The sequence below is a fragment of the Exiguobacterium sibiricum 7-3 genome (assembly GCF_000620865.1).
Classification (GTDB): Bacteria; Bacillota; Bacilli; order Exiguobacteriales; family Exiguobacteriaceae; genus Exiguobacterium_A; species Exiguobacterium_A sibiricum_A.
In genome coordinates, this window is sequence record NZ_KK211190.1 from 958,381 (window position 1) to 982,811 (window position 24,431).

A 24,431-nucleotide genomic window follows, 5' to 3' on the forward strand; every position below is an offset into this window, starting at 1 on the left:
ACATGTTTGTCGATCAGGTAAATATTTATGTAAAAGCAGGAGATGGAGGACGCGGGCAAGTGGCGTTCCGTCGCGAGAAATACGTTCCAGACGGCGGTCCAGCCGGAGGAGATGGTGGGCATGGTGCTCACGTCGTTCTCGAAGTGGATGAAGGACTCCGGACGTTGATGGACTTCCGTTACAAACGTCACTTTAAAGCAGTTCAAGGTGAAAACGGAATGTCGAAAGGGATGCACGGACGTAAAGCCGAGCACCTCGTCGTCAAAGTCCCACCCGGCACTGTCGTCTATGATGATGATACGGATGCCGTCATCGCTGACCTTGTCCATCACGGACAACAGGCAATCGTTGCTAAAGGTGGACGCGGCGGACGTGGGAACTCACGTTTCGCAACACCGGCAAACCCAGCTCCGGAACACGCAGAGAATGGTGAACCGGGTGAAGAGAAGTATTTGAAACTTGAATTGAAAATGCTCGCAGATGTCGGACTCGTCGGTTTCCCGAGTGTCGGGAAATCAACGATGCTGTCGATCGTCTCAGCAGCTCGCCCGAAAATCGGGGCATACCACTTCACGACGATTACACCGAACATCGGTGTCGTTGAAACGGAAGACAGCCGCAGCTTCGTCATGGCCGATTTACCGGGTCTGATTGAAGGGGCAAGCGAAGGTGTTGGTCTTGGTCACCAGTTCCTCCGTCACGTCGAGCGGACGAAAGTCATCGTTCATGTCATCGATATGAGTGGCATGGAAGGACGCGATCCGATTGAAGATTACAATATCATCAATAAAGAGCTTGCGGACTATAACCTTCGTTTGACAGAGCGACCACAAGTCGTTGTCGCAAACAAAATGGATATGCCAGATGCGGAAGCGAATCTCGAAGCGTTCAAAGAAGCGTTCCCGGGTCTTGAAGTGTTTGCCATCTCGGCAGCTACACGTCAAGGATTACGTGACCTCTTATTCCGCATTGCTGATCTTGTTGATGCGACGCCAGAATTCGGTCTCGAAGAACTTGAAGAAAAAACAGCGACACCACGTGTCGTTTACGGATATGAAGCACCGGAAGCCGGATTTACGGTTTCGAAAGATGAAGATGATTGCTTCGTCATCAAAGGACCACGGATCGAGAAGCTATTCACGATGACGAACTTCATGCGTGAAGAGTCAATCAAACGTTTTGCCCGGACGTTGCGTCAAATGGGTGTCGACGAAGAGCTTCGTAAGATGGGTGCGATTGACGGTGACGTCGTTCGAATCCGCGACTTCGAATTCGAATTCATCGAGTCTTCGTTCTAAGAAAAAACAAGTTCATTTGAGAAATGGAGTGTGAGAGCATCGTGGACCCACTTCCCGCGATTCAGTTCATCTGGTTTTTCGTCTTGCTTGTCATCTCGTCATTTTTCTCATCGTCCGAAACCGCCTTGTCGAGCGCGAACCGGTTACGGATTTTGCATCAGTCGGAAGAGGGAAGCCGTCGTGCGACCCAAGCACACCGTCTGTTGCAACGGTATGAGGAAACGCTGACAGCCATCTTAATCGGAAATACCCTGTCCAATTTAGGTGTAGCGATGATTGGGGGGTGGTTGGCGATGACGGTATCAACGGATTTATTGGTTCAAATCGGTATTGTCTTCCTGACGTTTCTGTTCATTCTGTTATTTGGGGAGCTTATTCCTAAATCCTATGCCCGGGAACATGCGGAAACCTATGTGTTTTGGATCAGTGGTCCGCTTCATGTCTGTCTGATACTCTTCAAGCCGGCGATCTTCTTGTTTCTGAAATTACGACAGGTTGCGTTGATGCTGATCGGGGCCGATCCGAAAGGACCGCTTGTCACCGAACAGGAATTACGGGCTCTTGTCGACATCAGTGAAGAAGAGGGTGTTATGGACGAGGCGGGAGCGGAAATCGTGCACCGGGCGGTTGACTTTAAGAATGTCACCGTCGAAGAGGCATTGACACCGCGAACGAACATTCAGGCAATTGACATCGATGCCGGTTTTGATGAAATTTTACGTGAAGTGCAAAAAGGCGGATTTTCGCGATTGCCGGTCTATAAAGATTCGATTGATCATATCATCGGTGTTTTATCAGAACGTGACTTTTTAAGGGAATTCGTCAAGCACGGACGTGTGGAGATTCGTGAATTGATTCGTCCGGTCTCATTTGTTGTTCCACAAACACATATCATCGATTTGTTGCCGGAATTAAAGGTTAAACAGTCGCATATGGCTGTTGTGCTGGATGAGTTTGGCGGGACAGCCGGTTTGATTACACTCGAGGATATTCTTGAGGAACTGGTCGGGGAGATTTGGGATGAACACGATGAATCGCTCGAATATACGAAACAAGTCAGTCCGAACCGGTATGAATGTTTGGCTGAGTACGACATTGAAGATTTTTGTCATCAATTTGACTTGGCAATGCCGGAAACGGAAGCCCAGTCACTCGGAGGATGGATCATGGAAGATGTCGGTCATATTCCGGAAGTGGGGACTCAGATGGTGTATGGACCGGTGACCTTAACCGTCCTGCATGTCGAAAACCGACGTGTTCAAACCGTCTCAGCTGTGTTCTCGCAAAATGAACGATCAGAAGGATCGGACGATACAACCGTCTGATTCCGATTACACAAAAAGGTCCATTCCGTTAAAACGGGATGGACCTTTTTGGCATGAAAGGATGTACTGAAAAGGAGTATTCAGGGCTAGACATCAAGTTCTGAAACAAGAATCCCTAACCGGTCGAGGGCATCGATTGCGGCATGTAATGCCTCTTCATTATCGGCTTCCAGCGTATGAATATGGACACCATCTGTCAAAGTAGATAAAGGTGTCGCCTGTGTTTCTTCCAGTTGTTCAATCAGGGCTCGAACATCGCGGCGGCTTTTCAGCATCAATTCCCCAGTCAAAAATCCATAGACGGGATGTTCGACGATGACATCACGGATAATGACACCTTCGTCGACGACTGCATCACACTCTGCCTTCAATTGATCACTGCCATGCCGACAGACGACTTTTCTGATATGGCGGGATCCGTCAAGCTCGGGGTGATTTAACAAATATCCCCGGGCCGTCGCGACGACAGGATGTCCTTTTGCTTTTAGCAACGATAAGTCTTGTACGATGACTTGGCGGCTGACACCTGCCTGTTTCGCTAACTTCGTACCTGTGACGGGTCGATCGCTTTGTTGAATCATCTCTAATAACTCTTGCCGGCGTTCTTCCCCGGACTGTCTTCTTCCCATGACCATTCCTACCTTTCTAGTTCATCTGATTCCTCCAACGAACAAAGGACATCGATACATCGCTCTACTTCCTCAGCTGTCGTCATCCGACCAAAACTGAGTCGAATCAATCCGTGAGCCGCTGCTTCATCAAAACCAATCGTACGTAAAGTCGAGTTGGGTCCGTTTTCACCTGCACGACAAGCACTTCCCGCCGAGACGGCAATTCCGGCACGATTCAGGGCGAGGAGGACGAATTGACCATCCCGTTGTTTCGTATGAATGGCACAAATCGAGTTAAGTTGCTGAGGTGATTCGATGATTTGATAACATGCAGCAGAGAGCCTTTTTTTTAGCATACCACGAAATCTTTTACTCGATGTCTGGATATGCTGATTTTCCTCAAGATAACGATGACATGCCATCAGGAAAGCCGCGATACCGGGAACATCAACGGTTCCCGGCCGAATCCCGAATTCATGGTGTGCCTCATAATAGGGACTGAACAGGGGACGGCGCAAATAGACGGCACCGAGTCCTTTCGGTCCATACACTTTATGGCTGCTGATTGTATATGCCTCGACGTCTTTCAAATCCACCGGATCTTTCAAAAATCCTTGGATTCCGTCGCAGTGAAACAGAATTCCTTTTTTTCGGCAAAAGGCAGCGATGGCGGCAACCGGAAAGATAAATCCTGTTTCTGAATTGACTTGCTGGATCGAGACGACGCCTATTTCTTCTGTGCACGCTTTTTCGAACAGGTTCCAATCAAATTCACCTGTCGTTTGTAAATCGATGGCCTGCCAGTTCGTCTTCCATCGCTTCAAGGGCAACAAGACAGAATCGTGTTCTGACTTTAGTGTCAAGACAGTTGTCTTATTGGTTTGACGGAGGAGATGGCTTAAAGCAATGTAATTGGCTTCGGATCCACTGCCTGTAAACACAATCGTTCCTTCCGTCACACCAAGCCATTCCATTAATTTATTCCGTGCCTGCTCTAACAATCGGAGAGCGGCATCTCCCGTGTCATGAAGCGAAGAACTGTTGCCGTAGACCTGTTCTGCTGTATATCGATACTGTTCAAGGGCGTCGGGGTGCATGGCTGTTGTTGCCGCATGATCTAAATAAATCATTCATTATCGTATCCTTTCGTCTTGTCACTCAGCTAAAAATATGCCAAACTTATTGTCAAGTCAATAGTAAATATTTAAGTATAGAGGTGTTTATCATATGTCTTTACATATTGTGGAGGAAGTTGATGTCTTAATCATCGGTACAGGATTAGCGGCCGCTTCGGTTGCGCTCCATCTCCCGAGTAATCTGAACGTCGTCCTTGTCTCAAAAGGGACAAGGACAGAAACGAATTCGATGCGGGCACAAGGCGGGATTGCGTCGGCATATCTGGAGGAGAACCATTTCAGTCATCAAGTTGACACGGAGCAGGCCGCGAAGGGGCGGACAGATGAAACGATGATTTCATTTATCACCGCGACCGGAAGGCAGGTCATTCAAGAACTCGAAGCGTTTGGTGTCATGTTTGATCGTGAAGTGACGGGAGCATATGCCTTGGGTCAAGAAGGGGCACACTCGAGACCACGTATTTTTCACAGTGGAGGAGACCGAACGGGCGAACGTATCATGACGCAACTGCTTCAGCAACTCGTTCATCCCGTCATCGAGGATACCGTCATTACAGAATTGTTGACGAACAGACAACAGGTCGTCGGCGCACGGGGATATCGGGGTCAAAAGCCGGTCGTCTTTTCAGCCCGGGCTGTCATCCTGGCGACAGGCGGAATCGGCGGATTGTTCACGGCCTCGACGAATGAACCAAACCTGACAGGTGACGGTCTGGCACTCGCTGCTCAAGTCGGAGCCCGTTTGTCGGATTTAGGTTACATCCAGCATCATCCGACAGTACTGTTGCACGACGGTGTCAGTCAGGGCTTGATCACAGAAGCATTACGGGGAGCGGGTGCTTTTTTGATGACAGCAGACGGTCGTCGTGTGATGGCGGATCATCCGCAAGGGGACTTGGCTGCCCGGGATGAAGTCGCAACGAGAATTACGACGGTACGTGAACGGGAACCCGTTTATCTTAATACGACTTTTGTCGAACAAATTCAAACACGCTTTCCGACGTTTGTTAAAAAATGTGAAACATTGAACATATCACCTGATGTCGTCGAAGTGACGACCGGTGTTCACTTTTTAATGGGCGGGATTAAAACGGATCGTCTCGGACGGACGACTGTTCCGGGACTGTATGCAGTTGGAGAGACGGCATCAACGGGATTGCATGGGAAAAATCGATTGGCCTCCAACTCACTCCTTGAATGTTTCGTGATGGGCAAAGAATTGGCATTACGGCTTCAGTTGCCAACACGTCAGCCGTTACCTGAAGTAGACATCACACAAGAGGGAGAGCAGCGGCCGCTCGATTCATCTTGGACAGAAGCGTTAAGCGTTAAGCTTGATGAAATCATACTGAAACAAACACTGGAAACCTTCAAAAATCAACCGGATGAACAAGGATCCGGACGGGACGCTGAACTGAGGCGCCTGCATCTGATGACGGCTAAGCTGTTACTTGAAGGAGCAATTCAACGACTAAAAGGAGAACAACCACATGAACAGATGGTACCTACGACGACAGCTTGAAGATTTTTTAGTGGAGGATATCGGTCATCAGGATGTGACGAGTGAAGTTTGTCTGACTGGCGCTGAACACGGAACCGGTCAATTCATGGCAAAAGAGTCCGGTATTTTTTGCGGCGAAGCTGTATTGGTCGAATTAGCGCGACTGCTCGAGGTCGAACACGAAACAATCGTCCGGGATGGACAACCAATTTCCCGCGGACAAGTGGTCGCAAAATGGTCCGGCCGCCTACAAGCGATTTTGACGGGAGAGCGCGTCGCTTTAAATCTCATTCAACGAACGTCAGGAATTGCGACATTGACGCACCAGGCCGTTAGTCTCGTCAGTGGGAAAGTCCGGATTGCTGATACCCGAAAAACAACACCGGGACTAAGGATGCTGGAAAAACATGCGGTTCGAGTCGGAGGCGGATTTAATCACCGCGGTCGACTCGATGATGCCGTCATGATTAAAGATAACCACATTACCGTCGCCGGTTCGATTACAGCGGCAGTCAATCGAGCGAAGGCGCAAGTCGGTCATACGACACCGATTGAGGTGGAAGTCGAGACCGGTGAAGAGGTAAAGGAAGCGGTCGCAGCCGGTGTCGACATCATCATGCTTGATAACCGGACACCGGAAGAAATCAAGCTGTTCCGGTCATGGATCCCTCAATCGATTACGGTTGAATTGTCGGGTGGCATCACGCTTGATACGTTACCGGCATATTGTGAATGCGGGGCAGATTATATCTCGCTTGGTGCATTGACCCATTCGGCACCAGCGTTAGACATCAGTATGAAAATTGCGGGAGGAAAAAAAGATGAGTCTTAATTTATTTACAGAGCAGGGGATTCCAAGAACATATTTAGAAAAAACAGATGCAGAATTAGTGTCAATCATCGAAGGTGTCAAACAGCGGATGGGGCCGCGGTTATTTTTACCGGCGCATCATTATCAAAAAGATGAGGTTGTTCAGTTTGCCGATGCAACAGGAGATTCGCTCCAACTCGCCCAATTGGCGAAACAGATGACCGATGCGGACTATACCGTTTTTTGTGGTGTCCACTTCATGGCGGAGACAGCAGATATGCTGACGGATCAAAATCATACGGTCGTCTTACCGGATATGCGGGCCGGCTGTTCAATGGCTGATATGGCGAACGGCTTTCAGACGGAACGGGCATATGACGTGTTGACGAACCGGCTGGGACGATCGATTCTCCCGTTGACGTATGTCAATTCAACGGCTGAAATCAAAGCGTTTGTCGGTCGTCACGGTGGAGCGACCGTCACGTCATCAAATGCTGTTCAAATGGTCGAGTGGGCACTTGCAGAGCGCGAGATTCTCTTTTTCCTGCCCGATCAGCATCTCGGGCGAAATACGGCACATGCCTTGGGGATTCCGCTCGAACAGATGGCTGTCTGGGATCCGATTGCGGATCAGTTGGTGTTTGACGGAGCGGATGAGGACATCCGGGTCGTATTATGGAAGGGACACTGCTCCGTTCATGAGAAGTTCACGGTCGGACAGATTGAGCAGTTCCGTCAAGCAGATCCCGAACGGAAAATCCTCGTTCATCCGGAGTGTTCCTTTGAAGTCGTCGCAGCGTCAGATTTGAATGGTTCGACAGCGTATATCATTGATCAAATCAGACAGGCGGAACCGGGAACGAAATGGGCAATCGGAACAGAAATGAACTTAGTCCAACGACTGGCGAAAGATTATCCGGAACTCGACATCGTGTCCTTGAATCCATTCATGTGTCCGTGTCTGACGATGAACCGGATTGATTTATCACATCTCGCCTGGTCACTGGAACAAATTGAATCCGGTCAGCCGGTCAATGTCATCACCGTCGATCCGGAAACGACCCGGTATGCGGTCCTCGCGCTCGAACGGATGCTGGAACGTTCATAAAGGTAAAGTTGAATCAAATAATAGATACACAACGAAACAGGGCGACGGAATGCGACATCCGTTGCCCTGTTTCGTTTTTTTGAGGGAAGGAGAGTTCTTAAATTTCCACCATGACCGTCTTGGATATGAAGAATTACGTTTTGAAGAGCCTCCTCGTTATATGCTACAATAACACGAGAGTTTGTTAATGGATGGGAGCGTTCTAAAGTGATAGAATTCGTACGCGGCGAAGTCGCTTATGTCTGTGCGGAATTCGTGACGATCGAGGTCGGGGGGATTGGCTACAAAATCGTAGCACCGAACCCGTTTTTTTATCGGACCGGAGACGAACAGGTTATCGTATATACGTATCATTATGTCAGAGAAGACCAGGAAGTCTTGTTCGGATTCCGTTCAAGACGTGAACGGGCGCTGTTTACGAAATTGCTTGGCGTAACAGGGATTGGTCCTAAAGGATCACTTGCCATCGTGGCGTCAGGAGATGTCGATGCGCTTGTTGAAGCAATCGAGCAGGAGAAGGAAAGTTATTTGATTAAATTCCCGGGTGTCGGTAAAAAGACAGCGAAGCAGATGACGCTTGATTTAAAAGGCAAGTTGGCTGAACTCGCACCGGATTATATTCCGAGCGAAGGGTTATTTGCCCAAGGAAATGCGGAATTGAATGAAGCATGTGAAGCCTTGACGGCACTTGGTTACAGCGACCGGGAAGTCGAGAAAGTCAAAAAAGCACTTCAAGGTGAAGTGTTGTCGACGGATCAATACGTGAAGCGGGCGTTGCAGTTGTTATTGAATGTGAGGTGAGAACGTGGAAGAACGGATTTTGTCAGAATCCGCACATGCGGAAGATCAAGAAGAGTGGAGTTTACGTCCTCAGACACTGGAACAATACATTGGTCAGGAAAAGGCGAAAGGCAACTTGAGCGTCTTTATTCAAGCGGCAAAAATCCGTCAAGAAACACTGGATCATGTGCTTTTATACGGTCCGCCCGGTCTTGGTAAGACGACACTTGCGACGATCATTGCCAACGAGATGGGCGTCGGCATCAAGACGACAGCCGGCCCGGCGATTGAACGGCCGGGGGATCTCGCGGCAATTTTGTCTTCGCTCGAACCGGGAGACGTCTTGTTCATTGACGAAATTCACCGGTTGAGCCGATCGATTGAGGAGATTCTTTATCCGGCGATGGAAGACTATTGTCTTGATATCGTCATCGGTCAAGGTGAACTGGCGCGTAGCGTACGGATTGATTTGCCACCGTTTACGCTAGTCGGTGCCACGACACGGGCAGGTATGTTGTCGGCACCTCTCCGTGACCGCTTTGGTGTGACGCTGAAACTGGAGTACTATACGATGCCGGAACTGTCGGCGATTGTCACACGGACATCCCGTTTGTTTGGCTTTGAAGCAGACCGGATGGCAGCAGAAGCGATTGCGCTTCGTTCCCGCGGGACACCACGGGTTGCCAACCGGTTGTTACGACGTGTCCGTGATTTTGCACAAGTCGCGCATCAGACCGCAATCGACGCGACACTTGCGACGAGTGCCCTCGATCGTTTACATGTCGATGCGCTTGGACTGGATGATGTCGATCACCGTCTGTTACGTTCGCTTGCCGAACGTTTTGCCGGTGGACCGGTGGGTCTCGAGACGATTGCGGCGACGATCGGCGAAGATGCTCAGACGATTGAAGACGTCTATGAACCTTATCTGCTTCAACAAGGTTTTTTACAACGGACACCACGAGGTCGTGTCTTGACGCCGTTTGCGCGGCAACATTTAGGATTGAAAGAAGGAAACTAAAGATGGATGTAAATTTATTTGATTTTCATTTACCGGAAGAACAGATTGCCCAAGTGCCATTGCTCGATCGGACAAGTTCGAAATTGATGGTCGTCAATCGGGAAACAGGCGCCCTTCGTCATAAAAAGTTTCATGATATCGTCTCGTATTTTAATGCGGGGGATACGCTCGTCATCAATGACACGAAGGTTTTACCGGCACGTCTGTTTGGTGTCAAAGAAGAGACCGGCGGTAAGATTGAACTGTTGTTGCTCAAACAGACAAGCGAAGATGTCTGGGAAACGCTCGCTAAACCGGCGAAACGCGTTAAACCGGGAACTGTGATGTCATTTGGTGACGGGTTACTCCGCGCGGAATGTGTCGAAGCACTCGACGATGGCGGACGGATTTTGAAGTTCTCGTACACCGGGATTTTTTATGAAGTACTCGATCAACTCGGGACGATGCCATTACCGCCTTATATCCACGAGCAACTCGAGGATCAGGACCGTTACCAGACCGTCTACGCCCGGGAACGGGGAAGCGCGGCAGCTCCGACGGCAGGTCTGCATTTTACACCGGAACTGTTGCAAGCATTGACGGATAAAGGTGTTCAGCTTGCACCGTTGACGTTACACGTCGGACTCGGGACATTCCGTCCGGTCTCCGTTGATGACGTAGACAGCCACAAAATGCATAGTGAGTACTACGAATTACCGGAGTCCTCTGCGAAGATTTTGCGTGAGACGCGTAAAAACGGCGGACGGATCATTGCCGTCGGAACAACTTCGACACGGACGCTTGAGACCGTCATCCGGGATCACGGTGATTTCGTCGAAGCATCCGGTTGGACAGATATCTTTATCTACCCGGGTCAGGAAATCAAAGGAATCGACGGCTTGATCACGAACTTCCACTTGCCGAAGTCGACCTTGATCATGCTCGTATCCGCTTTATCAACCCGTGAACATATCTTACATGCCTATGAAGAAGCTGTTGCGCAAAATTACCGATTCTTTAGTTTCGGAGACGCAATGTTCTTAACGAGAGAGGAATTAAACCGATGACAAAACATGCAGTAACGTACGAACATATTAAAACGTGTAAACAATCTGGTGCGCGGTTAGGAATCGTCCATACGCCGCACGGCAGCTTCGAGACACCTGTTTTCATGCCGGTCGGCACACAAGCGACCGTTAAGACGATGGCACCAGAACAGATTAAAGACATGAATGCGAACATCATTTTGTCCAATACCTATCATCTGTGGGTCCGTCCGGGCCATGATGTCATTAAAGAAGCCGGCGGTCTGCATAAATTCATGAACTGGGACGGCGCGATCTTAACCGATTCTGGCGGATTCCAAGTCTTTTCACTCGCTGATTTGCGTAATATCACAGAAGAAGGCGTCAATTTCCGGAACCACTTGAACGGGGATAAACTATTCCTGTCACCGGAAAAAGCGATGGAAATTCAAAATGCCCTTGGATCTGATATCATGATGGCGTTTGATGAGTGTCCACCGTTCCCGGCTTCTCATGAATATATGAAGGCTTCGGTCGAGCGGACAAGCCGCTGGGCGGAACGTTGCCTCGAGGCGCATGAACGGCCGCAGGATCAAGCATTGTTCGGTATCATTCAAGGCGGCGAGTACGAAGATTTACGTCGCCAAAGTGCGCGTGATCTCGCATCACTTGATTTCCCGGGTTACGCGGTCGGCGGTCTGTCAGTCGGAGAACCGAAAGATGTCATGTATCGTGCCCTTGATTTTACGACACCGCTCATGCCGGAAGACAAGCCCCGTTATTTGATGGGCGTCGGTTCACCGGATGCCTTGATTGAAGGTGCGATTCGCGGAATCGACATGTTTGACTGTGTTCTGCCGACGCGGATTGCGCGAAACGGTACGTTGATGACATCAAGTGGACGTCTCGTCGTCCGGAATGCCAAATATGCCCGTGATTTCCGTCCACTTGATGAGAAATGTGATTGCTATGCATGTAAGAATTACTCGCGTGCTTATATCCATCACTTGATCCGGGCGCAGGAAACATTTGGTCTTCACCTCTGTTCGACACACAATCTTCACTTCCTCGTCAAGTTGATGGAAGGCGTCCGTCAGGCGATTCGTGAAGATCGTTTGCTTGATTTCAAAGACGAATTCTTCGAAGAATACGGCTATAATTTGCCGAACGCAAAGAATTTCTGATAAATGGTCTGACAATTCCATTCTTTTTACGGTATAATGAACGTGATTTGAATGAAAAGGAGCTGACTCAGATGCAACAACTATTGACTTTCCTCCCGATGATCTTGATCTTCGTGGTGTTTTATTTCTTGTTGATTCGTCCACAGAACAAACGCCAGAAGCAAGTGCGTGAGATGCAAACCCAGTTATCACGCGGTGACTCGATCGTAACGATCGGTGGCCTTCATGGGGTCGTACAAAAAGTAGATGAGACAACCGTCACATTGAAGTCGGGTAACGCGCAATTGACGTTCAACCGTAGTGCGGTCGCAGAAGTTACGAAAAAAACTACGACTGTCATGGACGACGAAATCGTCGAATAAGGCTCAAAAAAGACGCTTTCCGAATTCGGAAGCGTCTTTTCTGTTTATATATGAGAAAAACGATTGCTAAGATTACCAATTCTTATGTAAGCTAGGATAGGATAAGAAAGTTGTCTGAAAATATACTGGGTTTGAGAGAAAGGACAATGTAGCATGATTAAGAAGGGAAAACTGGCCACGTTCTTCATCATCGTTGCCGCGCTGCTCGTTTTGATTGGCACGACATCGAATTGGCTCTTAAAAGACACAAAACTCGGTCTGGACTTAAAAGGCGGATTTGAAGTCTTGTATGAAGTACAACCACTGAAAGAAGGCGACGTCATCGATGCCAATGCGATGAGCGCGACGCTGACGGCAATCGAAAACCGGGTGAACGTACTTGGTGTTTCGGAACCGGACATCCGCATTGAAGGAGACAACCGGATTCGTGTCCAACTGGCTGGCGTCAAAAATCAGAGTGAAGCCCGTCAGATTTTATCTTCGACGGCCGAACTGTCATTCCGAGACATCAACGACAAGGTGTTACTTGATGGATCAGATTTAAAGGCAAAAGGAGCGAAAGTCGGATACGATCCGCAAACGAACGCACCGCTCGTCGAACTGACGATGAAATCAAAAGAAAAATTTTATGAAGTGACACAACAAGTGTCTAAAATGCAACCTCCTGCAAATCGTCTTGTCATCTGGCTCGACTATGAAAAAGGGGATACGTACGAAAAAGAGATTCAAAAAGAAAATTCGAAAATCGTCTCCGATGCTTCGGTCCAACAGCCGATCAACTCGGATAAAGCCATCATCTCTGGTGGTGACATCACAGCAGAATACGGGAAGCAATTATCGTCGATCCTGAATGCCGGAGCATTACCGGTCAAACTGGATGAAATCTATTCGACGTCTGTCTCGGCCGCGTTTGGTCAAGATGCCCTCGATCAGACTTTGTTTGCTTCAATGATCGGTGTTGCAGCCGTCTTCCTCTTCATGTTGCTGTTTTACCGGGTATCTGGTTTAGTGTCGATCATTACATTGTTGTTCTACATCTATCTCGTCATGATCTTCTTTAACGGAATTAATGCAGTCTTAACGTTGCCGGGTATCGCCGCTCTTGTACTTGGTGTAGGGATGGCAGTTGATGCGAACATCATCACGGCAGAACGGATTAAAGATGAACTCCGAAGTGGGAAATCCGTCTTGTCCGCTTTTAAAGCCGGTAACCGCCGCTCATTTGGTACGATTCTTGATGCCAACTTGACGACGTTGATTTCAGCAGGCGTGTTGTATTACTTCGGAACAAGTACCGTCAAAGGATTTGCCATCATGCTGATGGTCTCGATTGCCGTTACGTTCATCACGAATGTTTTTATCTCACGTTACTTGATGCAACTTCTCGTCAGCAGCCGCTGGTTTGATAAGAAAAAAACCTGGTTTGGCGTAAAGGAGGATGAAATTCGTGAACTTTAATCCAACGAAATTTGATTATGTCAAACATCGGAAAGTTTATTTTGCAATCACGATTGCGCTTTTAGTGATTTCGATTTTATTGTTGGCTTTCCGCGGATTGAACCTTGGAATCGACTTTACAGAAGGAACACGCGTTGAAATTTCTTCAACGAACACGATTAAGGAATCAGAGGTCCGTTCTGTTATTGAAGAGGCTGGAATTGATGCGGCTGAAATCAACGGCGTTCAATTTGCGCAAGGCGGAAAGCTCGCGAACGTGACGTTCGTCGGAGAATTCAGCCAGGAACAAATCTCGAAAATGAAACAAACGATTGAAGCGAAGTATAAGAAAGAACCAAGTATTTCGACGGTATCGGCGCAAGTCGGTCAGGAAATTGCCCGTAACGCGATTTATGCTGTCTTGCTAGCTTCACTCGGAATCGTCATTTACGTCTCGTTCCGATTCCAACCGCTTTACGGAATCGCGACAGTACTTGCTTTACTCCATGATGCGTTGATGATCATCGCCTTCTTCTCGTTGTTCCAGATTGAAGTTAATCTGTACTTCATCGCAGCGATTTTGACCATCATCGGTTATTCCGTCAACGATACGATCGTAACATTCGACCGGATTCGGGAAAACTTGGGTCTTGCTGAAAAAGGTGGCCGTCAAGTGACATTCAGTGAATTGTCGCATATCGTCAATGAATCGATTCAACAGACAATCATTCGTTCGATCAACACGGTCGTCACAGTCATCATGACGGCAGCGGCACTATACATCTTTGGTAGTGAAGCCATCCGTGGATTCAGTCTTGCCTTGCTTGTTGGTCTATTCATGGGCATGTATTCTTCGATCTTCATCGCAGCTCAACTGTGGCTCGTCATGAAAGGTCGAACTTTAAAATCAACTAAACAAGCCTCATGACCTGACCCGTGTTAGCTATCGCTAACGCGGGTTTTGTTTTATAATGATGAAGTTGATTGGAGGGATTAGATGTATCATTCAAAGAAAACATGGATCGATAAGGAAGTCGATTCCGTTAAAATAGACGAATTAGCCGGCCAGGTGGACGTTTCCCGGCAAGTCGCACACTTGCTCGTTCAGCGTGGCTTTGAGACAGCAGATCAAGCCAAAGCATTTTTGGAAACCGATCAAATGGCGTTTCATGATCCGTTTTTGTTCCAGGACATGAACAAAGTGATTACCCGGATCCAGCAAGCAGCCGACGAAGGTGAAATGATTTTGATTTACGGAGACTATGATGTCGACGGCGTCAGTTCCGCTGCGATTTTATGGCATGCGTTGATTGAAATCGGTGCGATGGCGGAATGCTACATTCCGAATCGTTTTACAGAAGGTTACGGACCGAACGAGGCAGCGTTCCGCTGGGCAGCGGAAGAGGGCTTTGGTCTCGTCATCACGGTCGACTGTGGAATTTCCGGTATCGAGGAAGCGGCCGTCTTAAAAGAACTGGGAGTCGACTTAATCATTACCGATCACCATGAAGCAAAAGACGTCTTGCCGGACGCTTTCGCGATGATTCATCCGGGTGTTGATTCCAATTACCCGTATTCGAAGCTTGCCGGTGCCGGTGTTGCCTTTAAGGTCGCCCATGCGTTACTGGGACGTGTGCCGGAAGAATTGCTTGATTTGGCTGTACTCGGAACGATTGCCGACTTAGTCCCGCTCGTCGGTGAAAACCGTTTGCTTGCAGCGAAAGGGATTGAAGCGCTAAATGCCAGTGAACGACCGGGCATCCTGGCGTTACGGAAAGTCTGCAGTCTCGTCGAAGACGAGTTGACGGAAGAGTCGGTCGGATTTGCCTTTGGTCCCCGGATCAATGCGGCAGGGCGACTCGACTCAGCGATGCCAGCACTTGAGATGCTACTCGCGGAAACGATTGAAGAAGCCAGTCTGCTTGCAGAACAACTCGACCAACAAAATAAGCAACGGCAGGATATCGTCAAGAAAATTGCCGAAGAAGCGACTGATCTCGTAGAACAGCATTATTTATCGGACCGAGTCTTAGTTGTCGACTCAAATCAATGGAATCCCGGCGTCGTCGGAATTGTGGCGTCCCGGCTCGTTGAAAAATATCATCGACCGGTCATTCTATTGTGTCATGACGCAGAAAAAGGCACCGCCAAAGGATCGGGGCGCTCGATTGCAGCGTTTGACCTCTTTGCTGAGTTAAATCAGTCGGCTGATATCTTACCGCACTTCGGAGGACATCCGGCGGCTGCCGGGATGACATTGTCATCCGAAAACGTTAAGGTCCTACGGGAACGATTGAATGCCCAAGCGGCAAGTTTACCGGAGGAAGCGTTCATCGCGACGACGGAAATTGATTTACGCTTAAATGTCTCGGATGTGTCGATCGGCTTGATCGAAGAGATGGGACGGCTGGCCCCGTTCGGTATGGGGAATCCGTCGCCGCGAGTTGTCGTCGAAGGCGCAAACATTCGTGACTTGAAACGGATTGGTCGTGATTTGACGCACTTGAAGGTTCTTGTGACCGACGGGAAGACCGAACTGGATGGAATCGGATTTGGGTTCGGAGACGCAGTCGATGAAGTATCGTCACTCGCAGAAGTTTCATTGATGGGAAGTCTGAACATCAATGAATGGAACGGATTCCGTAAACCGCAACTGATGATTCAGGATTTGGCGGTCGTTGATTATCAACTGTTTGATTATCGTGGTGGTAAAAAACCGCTGACAGATGTGTTTGAACTTCCGCATGATACGACGACGTTTGTTGCGTTTTCTGAAGAAACAAAGTCCAAATATGCCGAGCGTCCGCTGAACGGAGAAGCGAAGGCAAATGTTGTCTTTTTGGATATACCGGAAGAAGAAGCGGCTTTCTTGCCGTATTTAAAAGATTCCGAACGAATTTATTGTGCGTTTAAAGACGAAGGGTATTATTTCGAGACGATTCCGTCCCGGGAAGAGTTTAAACATTATTTCAATTACTTTGCGAAATGTCCCCGTGACGAGCTTCGAATTGGGCTCGTTCGTTTGTCGAAATCCCGAAAATGGTCGAAACGTTCGATTAACTTTATGCATTCAGTGTTTTCGGAACTGGATTTTCTTGTTACAATGGAGGACGGGCTGCCGGGTGTGAACCCGAACGCTGAAAAACGAGACTTGACGGAAGCTGCGACGTACAAGCGTCATGAGGAACGTCAACGTCTTGAGCAACAATACATTTATTCGTCACTCGCTCAGTTGAAAGAGCGTTTTGATACTTTGGTAGAAGCGGCGAAGCAGGAGGAAATGACATGGAGTTCAAACAGCATATAAAAGAGGTCGAAAACTGGCCGAAAGAAGGAATCAGCTTTAAAGATATTACATCCCTGATGCAAAACGGTCCTGCTTATAAGCAGTCGGTCGATGCCTTGATCGATTATGCCCGTAAACAAGGCGCAGATGTTATCGCCGGACCGGAAGCACGCGGATTTGTCGTCGGATGCCCAGCCGCATACGCGATGGAAATCGGATTCGTACCTGTCCGTAAAGAAGGGAAATTACCACGTGAGACGGTCCGTGTCGAGTATGGTCTTGAGTACGGAAAAGACGTCTTGACGATGCACCACGATGCGATCCAACCAGGACAACGCGTCGTCATTCTCGATGACCTACTGGCAACAGGCGGAACAATCGAAGCGACAATCAAAATGATCGAGCAACTTGGCGGAACGGTTGCCGGAATCGGATTCTTGATTGAACTTGATGGCTTGGGTGGACGTGAAAAATTAGAAGGATACGACATTCTATCCTTAATTCGTTACGCAGATTAATGAATCGCAAGTACCTTCTCGACAGTGGTCGGGGGGGTATTTCTTTTTATTTTGACATATTATCAAAATTTCACGATAATAGAGGATATATATTAGGGATTCAGCGTAATCAATCCCGGGGACTGGGTGAGGATAAGGGATGACAAATAAACAAATCGTAAATGTAGAAGACCTTCTCGCTCGATGTGCGGAGTACATGACAGAGGCAGAAGTCAAAGATATCGAACGTGCCTATCAATTCGCAAAAGACGAGCATGACGGACAATTTCGTCGATCGGGTGAACCTTACATCATTCATCCCGTTCAAGTAGCGGGGATACTAGTGGATATCGGTTTGGACGCGACAACGATCGTTGCCGCACTTCTTCACGATGTCGTCGAGGACACCGATATTACGCTGGAAGAACTGACAGAACAGTTTGGAGCAGATGTCACGATGCTCGTCGATGGTGTGACGAAGCTTGGTAAAATCAAATACAAATCAAAGCGTGAAGAACTGGCTGAGAATCATCGGAAGATGTTCATCGCGATGGCAGAAGATATTCGAGTCATCTTGATTAAGCTGGCCGACCGTTTGCACAATATGCGGACTTTGCAACATATGGTCAAAGAGAAGCAAGTTCAAAAAGCGGAAGAGACGCTCGAAATCTTTGCACCACTTGCCCATCGTCTCGGGATTTCGACGATCAAATGGGAACTTGAAGACATCAGTCTGCGTTACATCAATCCACAACAGTACTACCGGATTGTCTCGATGATGAAACAAAAACGGACGGAACGGGAAGCGCTCGTCACGTCTGTCATCGATGAAGTGAATGAGGTCCTCGAAGAAGTCGAGATTGCGGCTGAGGTTGATGGTCGTCCGAAACATATCTATTCCATCTACAACAAGATGCAGAACTCGAAAAAAGAGTTCAGTGAGATTTATGACTTGATGGCTGTCCGAATCATCGTCGACTCCATCAAGGATTGTTATGCGGTACTCGGGATCATTCATACGCAATATAAACCGATGCCTGGCCGCTTCAAGGATTATATTGCGATGCCTAAACCAAACATGTACCAGTCGTTGCATACAACGGTCATCGGGCCGAAGGGTGAACCGCTTGAAGTGCAAATTCGGACACGCGATATGCATTTCATCGCCGAGTACGGAATTGCCGCGCACTGGGCTTACAAAGAAGGTAAAGAGCAGGAAGCAAAATCAGGTTTTGAAGATAAGATTGCCCATTTCCGTGAAATCTTAGAATTACAAAAAGATACGGCGGATGCGGAAGAATTCATGGAATCGGTTAAAGTCGATTTCTTCAGCGATATGTTATACGTTTTCACACCAAAAGGGGACGTCATCGAGTTGCCGAAAGGTTCGGTCCCGATTGATTATGCGTACCGGATTCATACGGAAATCGGACACCGCACGATTGGCGCGAAAGTCAACGGACGGATGGTTCCGATCGATTATAAGCTCAAGACCGGTGACATCATCGAAATCGTGACATCGAAGCACAGTTACGGTCCAAGTAAGGACTGGCTGAAGATTTGTGTATCGAGCCAGGCGAAAAACAAAATCCGTCAATGGTTCAAACGCCAGCAACGGGAAGAAAACGTCTCGAAAGGCCGCGAATTGATTGAGGCGGAAGTCAAAAAACTTGGTTTTGAACCAAAAGAAGTCATCAACGAAAAAACACTTGAAGATGTGACGCGGAAGTTCAATTTTTCTCAAGAGGAAGATATGTATGCGGCAGTCGGCTATCATGGATTGACCGCGGCTCAAGTCGCTCATAAATTGACGGAAAAATTGCGCAAAGATAAAGAGTCTAAAAATCTTGAGTTGAACGAAGCCATCAGCGAGATGAAGACGTTTGACCGTCCGAAGAAACAAAATCCGGAAGGCGTTCGTGTCAAAGGCATCGACAATATGCTGGTTCGCATGAGCCGTTGCTGTAACCCGGTTCCGGGTGATGATATCGTCGGGTACATTACCCGCGGCCGCGGTGTTTCGATTCACCGGTCGGATTGTCTGAACGTCATTCATGAACAGAATCCGGAACGGTTGCTTGAAGTCGAGTGGGAACACGAAGGAAAAACAGTGAAGAGTTATAACGTCGAAATCGAAATTTCCGGTTTTGACCGGGCAGGTCTGTTAAATGATGTCCTCCAATCGGTGTCCGCGATGAATACGAATATCGTAGCTGTCAGCGGTAAAGGGGACGACAGCAAACAGGCGAAGATTTCGATGACGATTGCAATCGATAACGTCAATCACCTGCAAAAGGTCGTCGATCGGATTAAACAGATATCAGACGTATATGCTGTGCATCGCGTCATGATGACATAAGGAGCGGATATAAATGCGAGTCGTATTACAACGGGTCAAAGAAGCAAGCGTGACGGTCGAAGGGACAGTTACCGGTCAAATCGATCAAGGATTTCTTTTACTCGTCGGGGTCACGCATGACGATACGCTGGAGCAAGTCAACTGGTTGGCGGACAAGATTGCCGGTTTACGTGTGTTCGAGGATGAAGAAGAACGGATGAACCTCTCGCTTCAGGATGTCGAAGGAAAGATTTTATCGGTGTCCCAGTTCACCTTATACGGAGACGTCAAAAAAGGCCGTCGTCCTGCCTTTACGGAAGCGGCAAAACCGGATCTTGCCAATGAGCTGTATGAAGCGTTTAACGCGCGTTTACGTCAGCAAGGAATTGTCGTAGAGACAGGGCAGTTCGGAGCGATGATGGACGTTGCACTGGTCAATGATGGACCGGTCACGTTGATTCTTGAAAAGTGATTAAAGTCTTGACAGGATCTTTTGAACGAGGCAATATAAAGGATAACAGAACGAATTAAGAACCGATGACGAAGAAGAGTAATTTAGATCTCGGCTGCATAGAGAGTCGCCCCTAGGCTGAAAGGGTGATCAGACGAACTAGATGAAAGACCCTTTTGAGGTATTTTCCTGAAACGAACAGAGTAGGGGAAATCGTAGGCAGGCGTTAACTGCACCGAGTGGCTGAGAATTTTCAGCAACCAGGGTGGTACCACGGGATCTTCAAGTTCTCGTCCCTTTGCGGACGAGGACTTTTTTTGTATTCAAAAAGGAGGAATTAGGATGAAATTACCACGCGGAACGTTTGATGTACTTCCGGGTACAGTGGAACGTTGGCAGTATATTGAAAACCAATTGCGGGAGATCAGTAAACGGTACAACTATAAAGAAATCCGGACACCGATCTTTGAAGAAACAGAGTTGTTCAAACGGGGTGTCGGTGAAACGACGGACATCGTTCAAAAAGAGATGTTCATGCTTGAAAAACGTGGGAAGGAACAATTTACGCTTCGTCCGGAAGGGACAGCAGCCGTCGTACGGTCATTCGTGACGAATAAACTCTACGGCGCCGCCAATCAGCCCGTCAAACTTTTTTATATCGGACCGATGTTCCGCTATGAACGTCCGCAAGCCGGACGATTCCGCCAGTTGCACCAATACGGTGTCGAGGCACTCGGCAGTGAAGAACCGGCAATCGATGCAGAAGTGATCAGTCTTGCGATGAGCATTTACCGCTCGTTTGGTCTGAAAAAACTGAAACTCGTCATCAACTCACTCGGAGACAGCGAAAGCCGTGCCGCGCACAGAGAAGCACTGGTCAATCACTTCAAGCCGGTCGCCCACGAGTTATGCCAGGATTGTCAAAATCGTCTAGAAGCGAATCCGCTCCGTGTACTCGATTGTAAAGTCGACCGCAATCACCCGAGTATGGCGACAGCACCGTCAATCCTCGACTTCTTGAACCCGGCTTCAAAAGAATACTTCGATCAAGTCTTGTTACACTTGGATGCACTCGGGGTCGAATACGTGATTGATCCGACACTTGTCCGAGGGCTGGATTATTACAATCACACGTCGTTTGAGATCATGTCGGAAGCAGAAGGTTTCGGAGCCATCACGACGCTTTGCGGCGGTGGACGCTATAACGGACTCGTCGAACAAATCGGCGGACCGGCAACACCGGGAATCGGATTTGGAATTGGGATTGAACGTCTGTTGATGGCACTTGAAAATGAAGGTGTCCTGCCAGAAATCGATGATACGATTGATGTCTTTATCGTCGCTCAAGGGAATGAAGAAGTCGAAAAAACGGCGACACGCCTGTTGCAACTGATGCGTCTGGAAGGACTTGCCGCTGACCGTGATTATCTCGGACGGAAGTTCAAAGGACAATTCAAAGCAGCCGATCGGCTGAAAGCCCGCTTCACCGTCATTCTAGGAGACGAAGAAGTCGAACGTGGAGCAGCTGCATTAAAAGACATGTCGACTGGTGAACAGATTGATGTGCCATTATCAGCTGTCGCCGATACGATTGTCGCGAAATTAAAGGAGGAAGCATAATGATCGGACGTACACACATGAACGGAACCGTAACAGAAGAAACAATCGGCCAAGCCGTTCAATTAAAAGGATGGGTTCAAAAACGACGTGACCTTGGAGGATTGATTTTCCTCGACTTACGTGACCGGACCGGTATCGTCCAAGTCGTCTTCCAACCGGAAAACGAACAGGCGCATCGCCTGGCGGAATCGATTCGTTCGGAATACGTGCTCGACATCAAAGGGACAGTCATCAAGCGTGAAAATCCGAACCCGAACATTCCGACCGGACAAGTGGAAGTCGTCGCAGACGAAGTCATCATCTTGAATGCTTCGAAAATGACGCCGTTCCCGATCAGTGAAGAAGCGGAACAGACGTCAGAAGATCTTCGTCTGAAATACCGTTACCTCGATCTTCGCCGTCCGTCGTTACAAGAGACATTCCGTTTGCGTTCGAAAGCCTCGAACATCATGCGGAACTTCCTCGACGAACAGGACTTCCTCGAAGTCGAGACACCGATTTTAACAAAATCGACACCGGAAGGCGCACGGGATTATTTGGTTCCGAGTCGTGTCCATCCGGGTGAATTCTATGCATTGCCACAATCACCGCAGTTGTTTAAGCAATTGCTGATGGTCTCGGGCTTTGAGCGGTACTTCCAAATTGCCCGTTGTTTCCGTGACGAAGACTTACGGGCCGACCGTCAGCCGGAATTCACACAAGTCGATATCGAAACGAGTTTCATGGACGTGGAAGACTTGTATGCGATGATGGAGTCGATGATGACACGTGTCATGAAAGAGACGCTCGGAAAAGATATTACGACACCGTTCCCGCGGATGCCGTATGCAGAAGCGATGAACCGGTTCGGTTCAGATAAACCGGATACTCGTTTTGGTCTTGAATTGATCGATGTCGCAGAAGCAGTCACGGGAGCCGGATTTAAAGTCTTTGATATGGCACTTGAATCAGGCGGCGAAGTTAAAGCATTGAACGTCAAAGGGGTAGCAGATCAGTTCTCCCGTAAAGACATCGATAAATTACAAGAATTCACAGCGATTTATGGAGCGAAAGGTCTCGCTTGGGTCAAAGTAACGGCAGACGGACTGAACGGTCCAATCGCGAAGTTCTTTGATGAGACAGCGACAGCACGACTCGTTGAAGCGACGGCAGCGGAAGCCGGTGACTTACTTGTTTTCGTAGCAGCAAAAGCATCTATCGTTGCTGACAGCCTCGGTGCTCTGCGCCAAAAACTCGGTAAAGAACTCGGCTTGATTGACGAAACGGTCTTCAACTTCCTTTGGGTAACGGACTTCCCACTCGTGACGTTCGAAGAAGCAGACGGTCGCTTTTATGCGAACCACCATCCGTTCACGATGCCACGCCGGGAAGATCTCGACAAACTCGAGACAGACCCGGGCAGCGTCCTTGCCGTAGCCTATGACCTCGTCTTGAACGGGTATGAGCTCGGTGGCGGATCACAACGGATTTACGAACGTGATATTCAAGAGCGGATGTTTAAACTGCTTGGCTTCACGGAAGAAGAAGCAAACGAACAGTTTGGCTTCCTGATGGAAGCATTCGAGTACGGGACACCGCCGCACGCGGGTATCGCACTCGGTCTTGACCGTCTGATCATGCTGCTTGCTGGCCGGACGAACTTACGTGATACGATTGCGTTCCCGAAAACAGCTTCGGCAAGCGATCTGCTGACAGCGGCACCGAGCCCGGTTTCAGACGCACAACTGAACGAACTGTCGATTCGGACAGCCGTCAAACAATCATAATACCAACAGATTTCCTTCAGTCATGAGGGGAATCTGTTTTTTTAATGGAGGGGGATTGGAGATGGAACGCACCTTTTTTGAACGGTCACCAGTTGAGGTGGCACCGGAACTGTTAGGGAGTCTGTTGACGGTCGACGAGGTCACGATGCGGATTGTCGAAGTGGAAGCGTATCTTGGACCGCACGATCAAGCCGCCCATTCCTACAGTGGGCGACCGACGAAACGGACTGCACCGATGTTTGGACCGGCGGGACACATATATGTGTATTTCACGTATGGGATGCACCATTGCCTGAACATCGTCTGCGGAGAGATTGGTCAAGGGTATGCCGTATTACTGCGTGGTGCGGAGGTTATCAGCGGACATGATCTCGTTGCCGAACGGCGATTTGCAAAATCATACGCGACATTAACCAAAGCTGAACAAAAAAACTTAGTCAACGGTCCGGCTAAGTTGTGCCAAGCATTTGGTTTGACGACAGAAGATTCGGGTGTGGATTTGTACAGGGATGAACGCTTTCAGATCGAAGTGGGGGAAACGGAGAACATCATTCAGACGACCCGGATCGGAATCCCAAATGCCGGGGAAGCGACGAAATATCCGTGGCGTTTTTACGAATCCGGCAGCACCGGTGTAAGTAAAAAATAAAACATGTTTTGGGAACGAAATGAGGGGGAGCGGATTTGATATCCGCTCCCCCTCATATGTTAGTTTATCGTTTTGGTGTATTGATTGATTTTTTAGCTTGTTGTTTTTTATAAAATTTGTAGACGATCGGTCCGACCGTCGTAGCAAGCGTAATCAGCGTCTTGAGTTTTCCTTTTTTAGCAGCCATGAAATGATTCACTCCTTAGTAAGTTGTATTAATCATATTCCACGAAAACAAAAATTCAA

Annotated in this window: 20 protein-coding genes, 1 pseudogene and 1 other annotated feature; of the genes and pseudogenes, 18 read left to right on the plus strand and 3 right to left on the minus strand. The window is 48.5% G+C overall.

Annotated elements, in window-relative coordinates:
- The first annotated feature begins 2 nt into the window (after positions 1 to 2).
- Complete coding sequence (obgE, locus tag P402_RS0105760; protein WP_026827820.1) at positions 3 to 1,298, plus strand: GTPase ObgE; 1,296 nt, start codon at positions 3 to 5, stop codon at positions 1,296 to 1,298.
- A gap of 41 nt (positions 1,299 to 1,339) precedes the next feature.
- Positions 1,340 to 2,623 carry a hemolysin family protein gene (locus P402_RS0105765; RefSeq protein ID WP_026827821.1) on the plus strand — a complete coding sequence of 428 codons (1,284 nt, stop codon included), beginning with the start codon at positions 1,340 to 1,342 and terminating at the stop codon, positions 2,621 to 2,623.
- 86 nt (positions 2,624 to 2,709) lie between these two features.
- Here the strand turns inward: P402_RS0105765 and P402_RS0105770 are convergent, their stop codons facing one another.
- Together P402_RS0105770 and P402_RS0105775 are read right to left on the minus strand one after the other, a co-directional pair.
- The gene (locus tag P402_RS0105770) at positions 2,710 to 3,252 is read right to left on the minus strand and encodes a transcription repressor NadR (RefSeq protein WP_051525190.1); all 543 of its coding nucleotides are present in this window, start codon (positions 3,250 to 3,252) and stop codon (positions 2,710 to 2,712) included.
- An 8-nt stretch (positions 3,253 to 3,260) separates the two neighbouring features.
- The gene (locus P402_RS0105775) at positions 3,261 to 4,364 is read right to left on the minus strand and encodes a cysteine desulfurase family protein (RefSeq protein ID WP_026827823.1); all 1,104 of its coding nucleotides are present in this window, start codon (positions 4,362 to 4,364) and stop codon (positions 3,261 to 3,263) included.
- A 97-nt stretch (positions 4,365 to 4,461) separates the two neighbouring features.
- Between P402_RS0105775 and P402_RS16270 the strand changes: the two genes are divergently transcribed.
- The 16 genes and pseudogenes from P402_RS16270 (at position 4,462) to P402_RS0105855 (ending at position 24,185) form a co-directional block, all read left to right on the plus strand.
- A complete protein-coding gene (locus P402_RS16270; protein WP_026827824.1) occupies positions 4,462 to 5,892 on the plus strand; it encodes an L-aspartate oxidase in 1,431 nt (476 codons plus the stop codon).
- A complete protein-coding gene (gene nadC / locus P402_RS0105785; protein WP_026827825.1) occupies positions 5,861 to 6,703 on the plus strand; it encodes a carboxylating nicotinate-nucleotide diphosphorylase in 843 nt (280 codons plus the stop codon). Before P402_RS16270 ends, nadC begins: the two co-directional genes overlap by 32 nt.
- Entirely contained in the window at positions 6,693 to 7,790 is a 1,098-nt protein-coding gene (nadA, locus tag P402_RS0105790) for a quinolinate synthase NadA (RefSeq protein ID WP_026827826.1), read from the plus strand. The genes nadC and nadA overlap by 11 nt, the downstream gene beginning before the upstream one ends.
- A 207-nt stretch (positions 7,791 to 7,997) precedes the next feature.
- Entirely contained in the window at positions 7,998 to 8,591 is a 594-nt protein-coding gene (gene ruvA, locus P402_RS0105795; protein WP_026827827.1) for a Holliday junction branch migration protein RuvA, read from the plus strand.
- A 4-nt stretch (positions 8,592 to 8,595) separates the two neighbouring features.
- Positions 8,596 to 9,591: a Holliday junction branch migration DNA helicase RuvB gene (ruvB, locus tag P402_RS0105800; protein WP_014970894.1), complete on the plus strand. Its 996-nt coding sequence runs from the start codon at positions 8,596 to 8,598 to the stop codon at positions 9,589 to 9,591.
- Between the two features lie 2 nt (positions 9,592 to 9,593).
- Positions 9,594 to 10,637 (plus strand): tRNA preQ1(34) S-adenosylmethionine ribosyltransferase-isomerase QueA, encoded by a 1,044-nt coding sequence (gene queA, locus P402_RS0105805; protein WP_026827828.1) that lies wholly within the window; start codon positions 9,594 to 9,596, stop codon positions 10,635 to 10,637.
- Entirely contained in the window at positions 10,634 to 11,779 is a 1,146-nt protein-coding gene (tgt, locus tag P402_RS0105810) for a tRNA guanosine(34) transglycosylase Tgt (protein ID WP_026827829.1), read from the plus strand. The genes queA and tgt overlap by 4 nt, the downstream gene beginning before the upstream one ends.
- Positions 11,780 to 11,850: 71 nt before the next feature.
- Entirely contained in the window at positions 11,851 to 12,141 is a 291-nt protein-coding gene (gene yajC / locus P402_RS0105815; RefSeq protein WP_012370963.1) for a preprotein translocase subunit YajC, read from the plus strand.
- A 153-nt stretch (positions 12,142 to 12,294) separates the two neighbouring features.
- Positions 12,295 to 14,506: pseudogene (gene secD / locus P402_RS17150) on the plus strand (protein translocase subunit SecD).
- Positions 14,507 to 14,575: 69 nt separating this feature from the next.
- Entirely contained in the window at positions 14,576 to 16,885 is a 2,310-nt protein-coding gene (gene recJ, locus P402_RS0105825) for a single-stranded-DNA-specific exonuclease RecJ (protein ID WP_026827830.1), read from the plus strand.
- A complete protein-coding gene (locus P402_RS0105830; protein ID WP_012370959.1) occupies positions 16,864 to 17,382 on the plus strand; it encodes an adenine phosphoribosyltransferase in 519 nt (172 codons plus the stop codon). The genes recJ and P402_RS0105830 overlap by 22 nt, the downstream gene beginning before the upstream one ends.
- A gap of 139 nt (positions 17,383 to 17,521) precedes the next feature.
- Positions 17,522 to 19,720: a RelA/SpoT family protein gene (locus tag P402_RS0105835; RefSeq protein WP_026827831.1), complete on the plus strand. Its 2,199-nt coding sequence runs from the start codon at positions 17,522 to 17,524 to the stop codon at positions 19,718 to 19,720.
- Between the two features lie 13 nt (positions 19,721 to 19,733).
- Positions 19,734 to 20,171 carry a D-aminoacyl-tRNA deacylase gene (gene dtd / locus P402_RS0105840; protein WP_026827832.1) on the plus strand — a complete coding sequence of 146 codons (438 nt, stop codon included), beginning with the start codon at positions 19,734 to 19,736 and terminating at the stop codon, positions 20,169 to 20,171.
- A 56-nt stretch (positions 20,172 to 20,227) separates the two neighbouring features.
- Positions 20,228 to 20,451 (plus strand) — a binding site (T-box leader).
- A gap of 41 nt (positions 20,452 to 20,492) precedes the next feature.
- Positions 20,493 to 21,770: a histidine--tRNA ligase gene (gene hisS / locus P402_RS0105845; RefSeq protein ID WP_034769787.1), complete on the plus strand. Its 1,278-nt coding sequence runs from the start codon at positions 20,493 to 20,495 to the stop codon at positions 21,768 to 21,770.
- Positions 21,770 to 23,536 carry an aspartate--tRNA ligase gene (gene aspS, locus P402_RS0105850; RefSeq protein ID WP_026827834.1) on the plus strand — a complete coding sequence of 589 codons (1,767 nt, stop codon included), beginning with the start codon at positions 21,770 to 21,772 and terminating at the stop codon, positions 23,534 to 23,536. The genes hisS and aspS overlap by 1 nt, the downstream gene beginning before the upstream one ends.
- Positions 23,537 to 23,597: 61 nt before the next feature.
- Positions 23,598 to 24,185, plus strand: a complete 588-nt coding sequence (locus P402_RS0105855) for a DNA-3-methyladenine glycosylase (protein WP_034769789.1) — start codon at positions 23,598 to 23,600, stop codon at positions 24,183 to 24,185.
- A 64-nt stretch (positions 24,186 to 24,249) separates the two neighbouring features.
- Here the strand turns inward: P402_RS0105855 and P402_RS17215 are convergent, their stop codons facing one another.
- On the minus strand, positions 24,250 to 24,372 hold the full coding sequence (locus tag P402_RS17215) for a hypothetical protein (RefSeq protein WP_255415516.1): 123 nt from the start codon (positions 24,370 to 24,372) through the stop codon (positions 24,250 to 24,252).
- Positions 24,373 to 24,431 lie beyond the last annotated feature (59 nt).

Bases quoted from the DNA above. Each gene is read 5' to 3' on its own strand.
- recJ (WP_026827830.1), top strand. From the start codon at position 14,576: ATGTATCATTCAAAGAAAACATGGATCGATAAGGAAGTCGATTCCGTT.
- dtd (WP_026827832.1), top strand. From the start codon at position 19,734: ATGCGAGTCGTATTACAACGGGTCAAAGAAGCAAGCGTGACGGTCGAA.
- hisS (WP_034769787.1), top strand. From the start codon at position 20,493: ATGAAATTACCACGCGGAACGTTTGATGTACTTCCGGGTACAGTGGAA.
- P402_RS17215 (WP_255415516.1), bottom strand. From the start codon at position 24,372: ATGGCTGCTAAAAAAGGAAAACTCAAGACGCTGATTACGCTTGCTACG.
- queA (WP_026827828.1), top strand. From the start codon at position 9,594: ATGGATGTAAATTTATTTGATTTTCATTTACCGGAAGAACAGATTGCC.
- P402_RS0105775 (WP_026827823.1), bottom strand. From the start codon at position 4,364: ATGATTTATTTAGATCATGCGGCAACAACAGCCATGCACCCCGACGCC.
- P402_RS0105830 (WP_012370959.1), top strand. From the start codon at position 16,864: ATGGAGTTCAAACAGCATATAAAAGAGGTCGAAAACTGGCCGAAAGAA.
- P402_RS16270 (WP_026827824.1), top strand. From the start codon at position 4,462: ATGTCTTTACATATTGTGGAGGAAGTTGATGTCTTAATCATCGGTACA.
- P402_RS0105855 (WP_034769789.1), top strand. From the start codon at position 23,598: ATGGAACGCACCTTTTTTGAACGGTCACCAGTTGAGGTGGCACCGGAA.
- obgE (WP_026827820.1), top strand. From the start codon at position 3: ATGTTTGTCGATCAGGTAAATATTTATGTAAAAGCAGGAGATGGAGGA.
- tgt (WP_026827829.1), top strand. From the start codon at position 10,634: ATGACAAAACATGCAGTAACGTACGAACATATTAAAACGTGTAAACAA.
- nadA (WP_026827826.1), top strand. From the start codon at position 6,693: ATGAGTCTTAATTTATTTACAGAGCAGGGGATTCCAAGAACATATTTA.
- aspS (WP_026827834.1), top strand. From the start codon at position 21,770: ATGATCGGACGTACACACATGAACGGAACCGTAACAGAAGAAACAATC.
- P402_RS0105770 (WP_051525190.1), bottom strand. From the start codon at position 3,252: ATGGGAAGAAGACAGTCCGGGGAAGAACGCCGGCAAGAGTTATTAGAG.
- nadC (WP_026827825.1), top strand. From the start codon at position 5,861: ATGAACAGATGGTACCTACGACGACAGCTTGAAGATTTTTTAGTGGAG.
- yajC (WP_012370963.1), top strand. From the start codon at position 11,851: ATGCAACAACTATTGACTTTCCTCCCGATGATCTTGATCTTCGTGGTG.
- P402_RS0105835 (WP_026827831.1), top strand. From the start codon at position 17,522: ATGACAAATAAACAAATCGTAAATGTAGAAGACCTTCTCGCTCGATGT.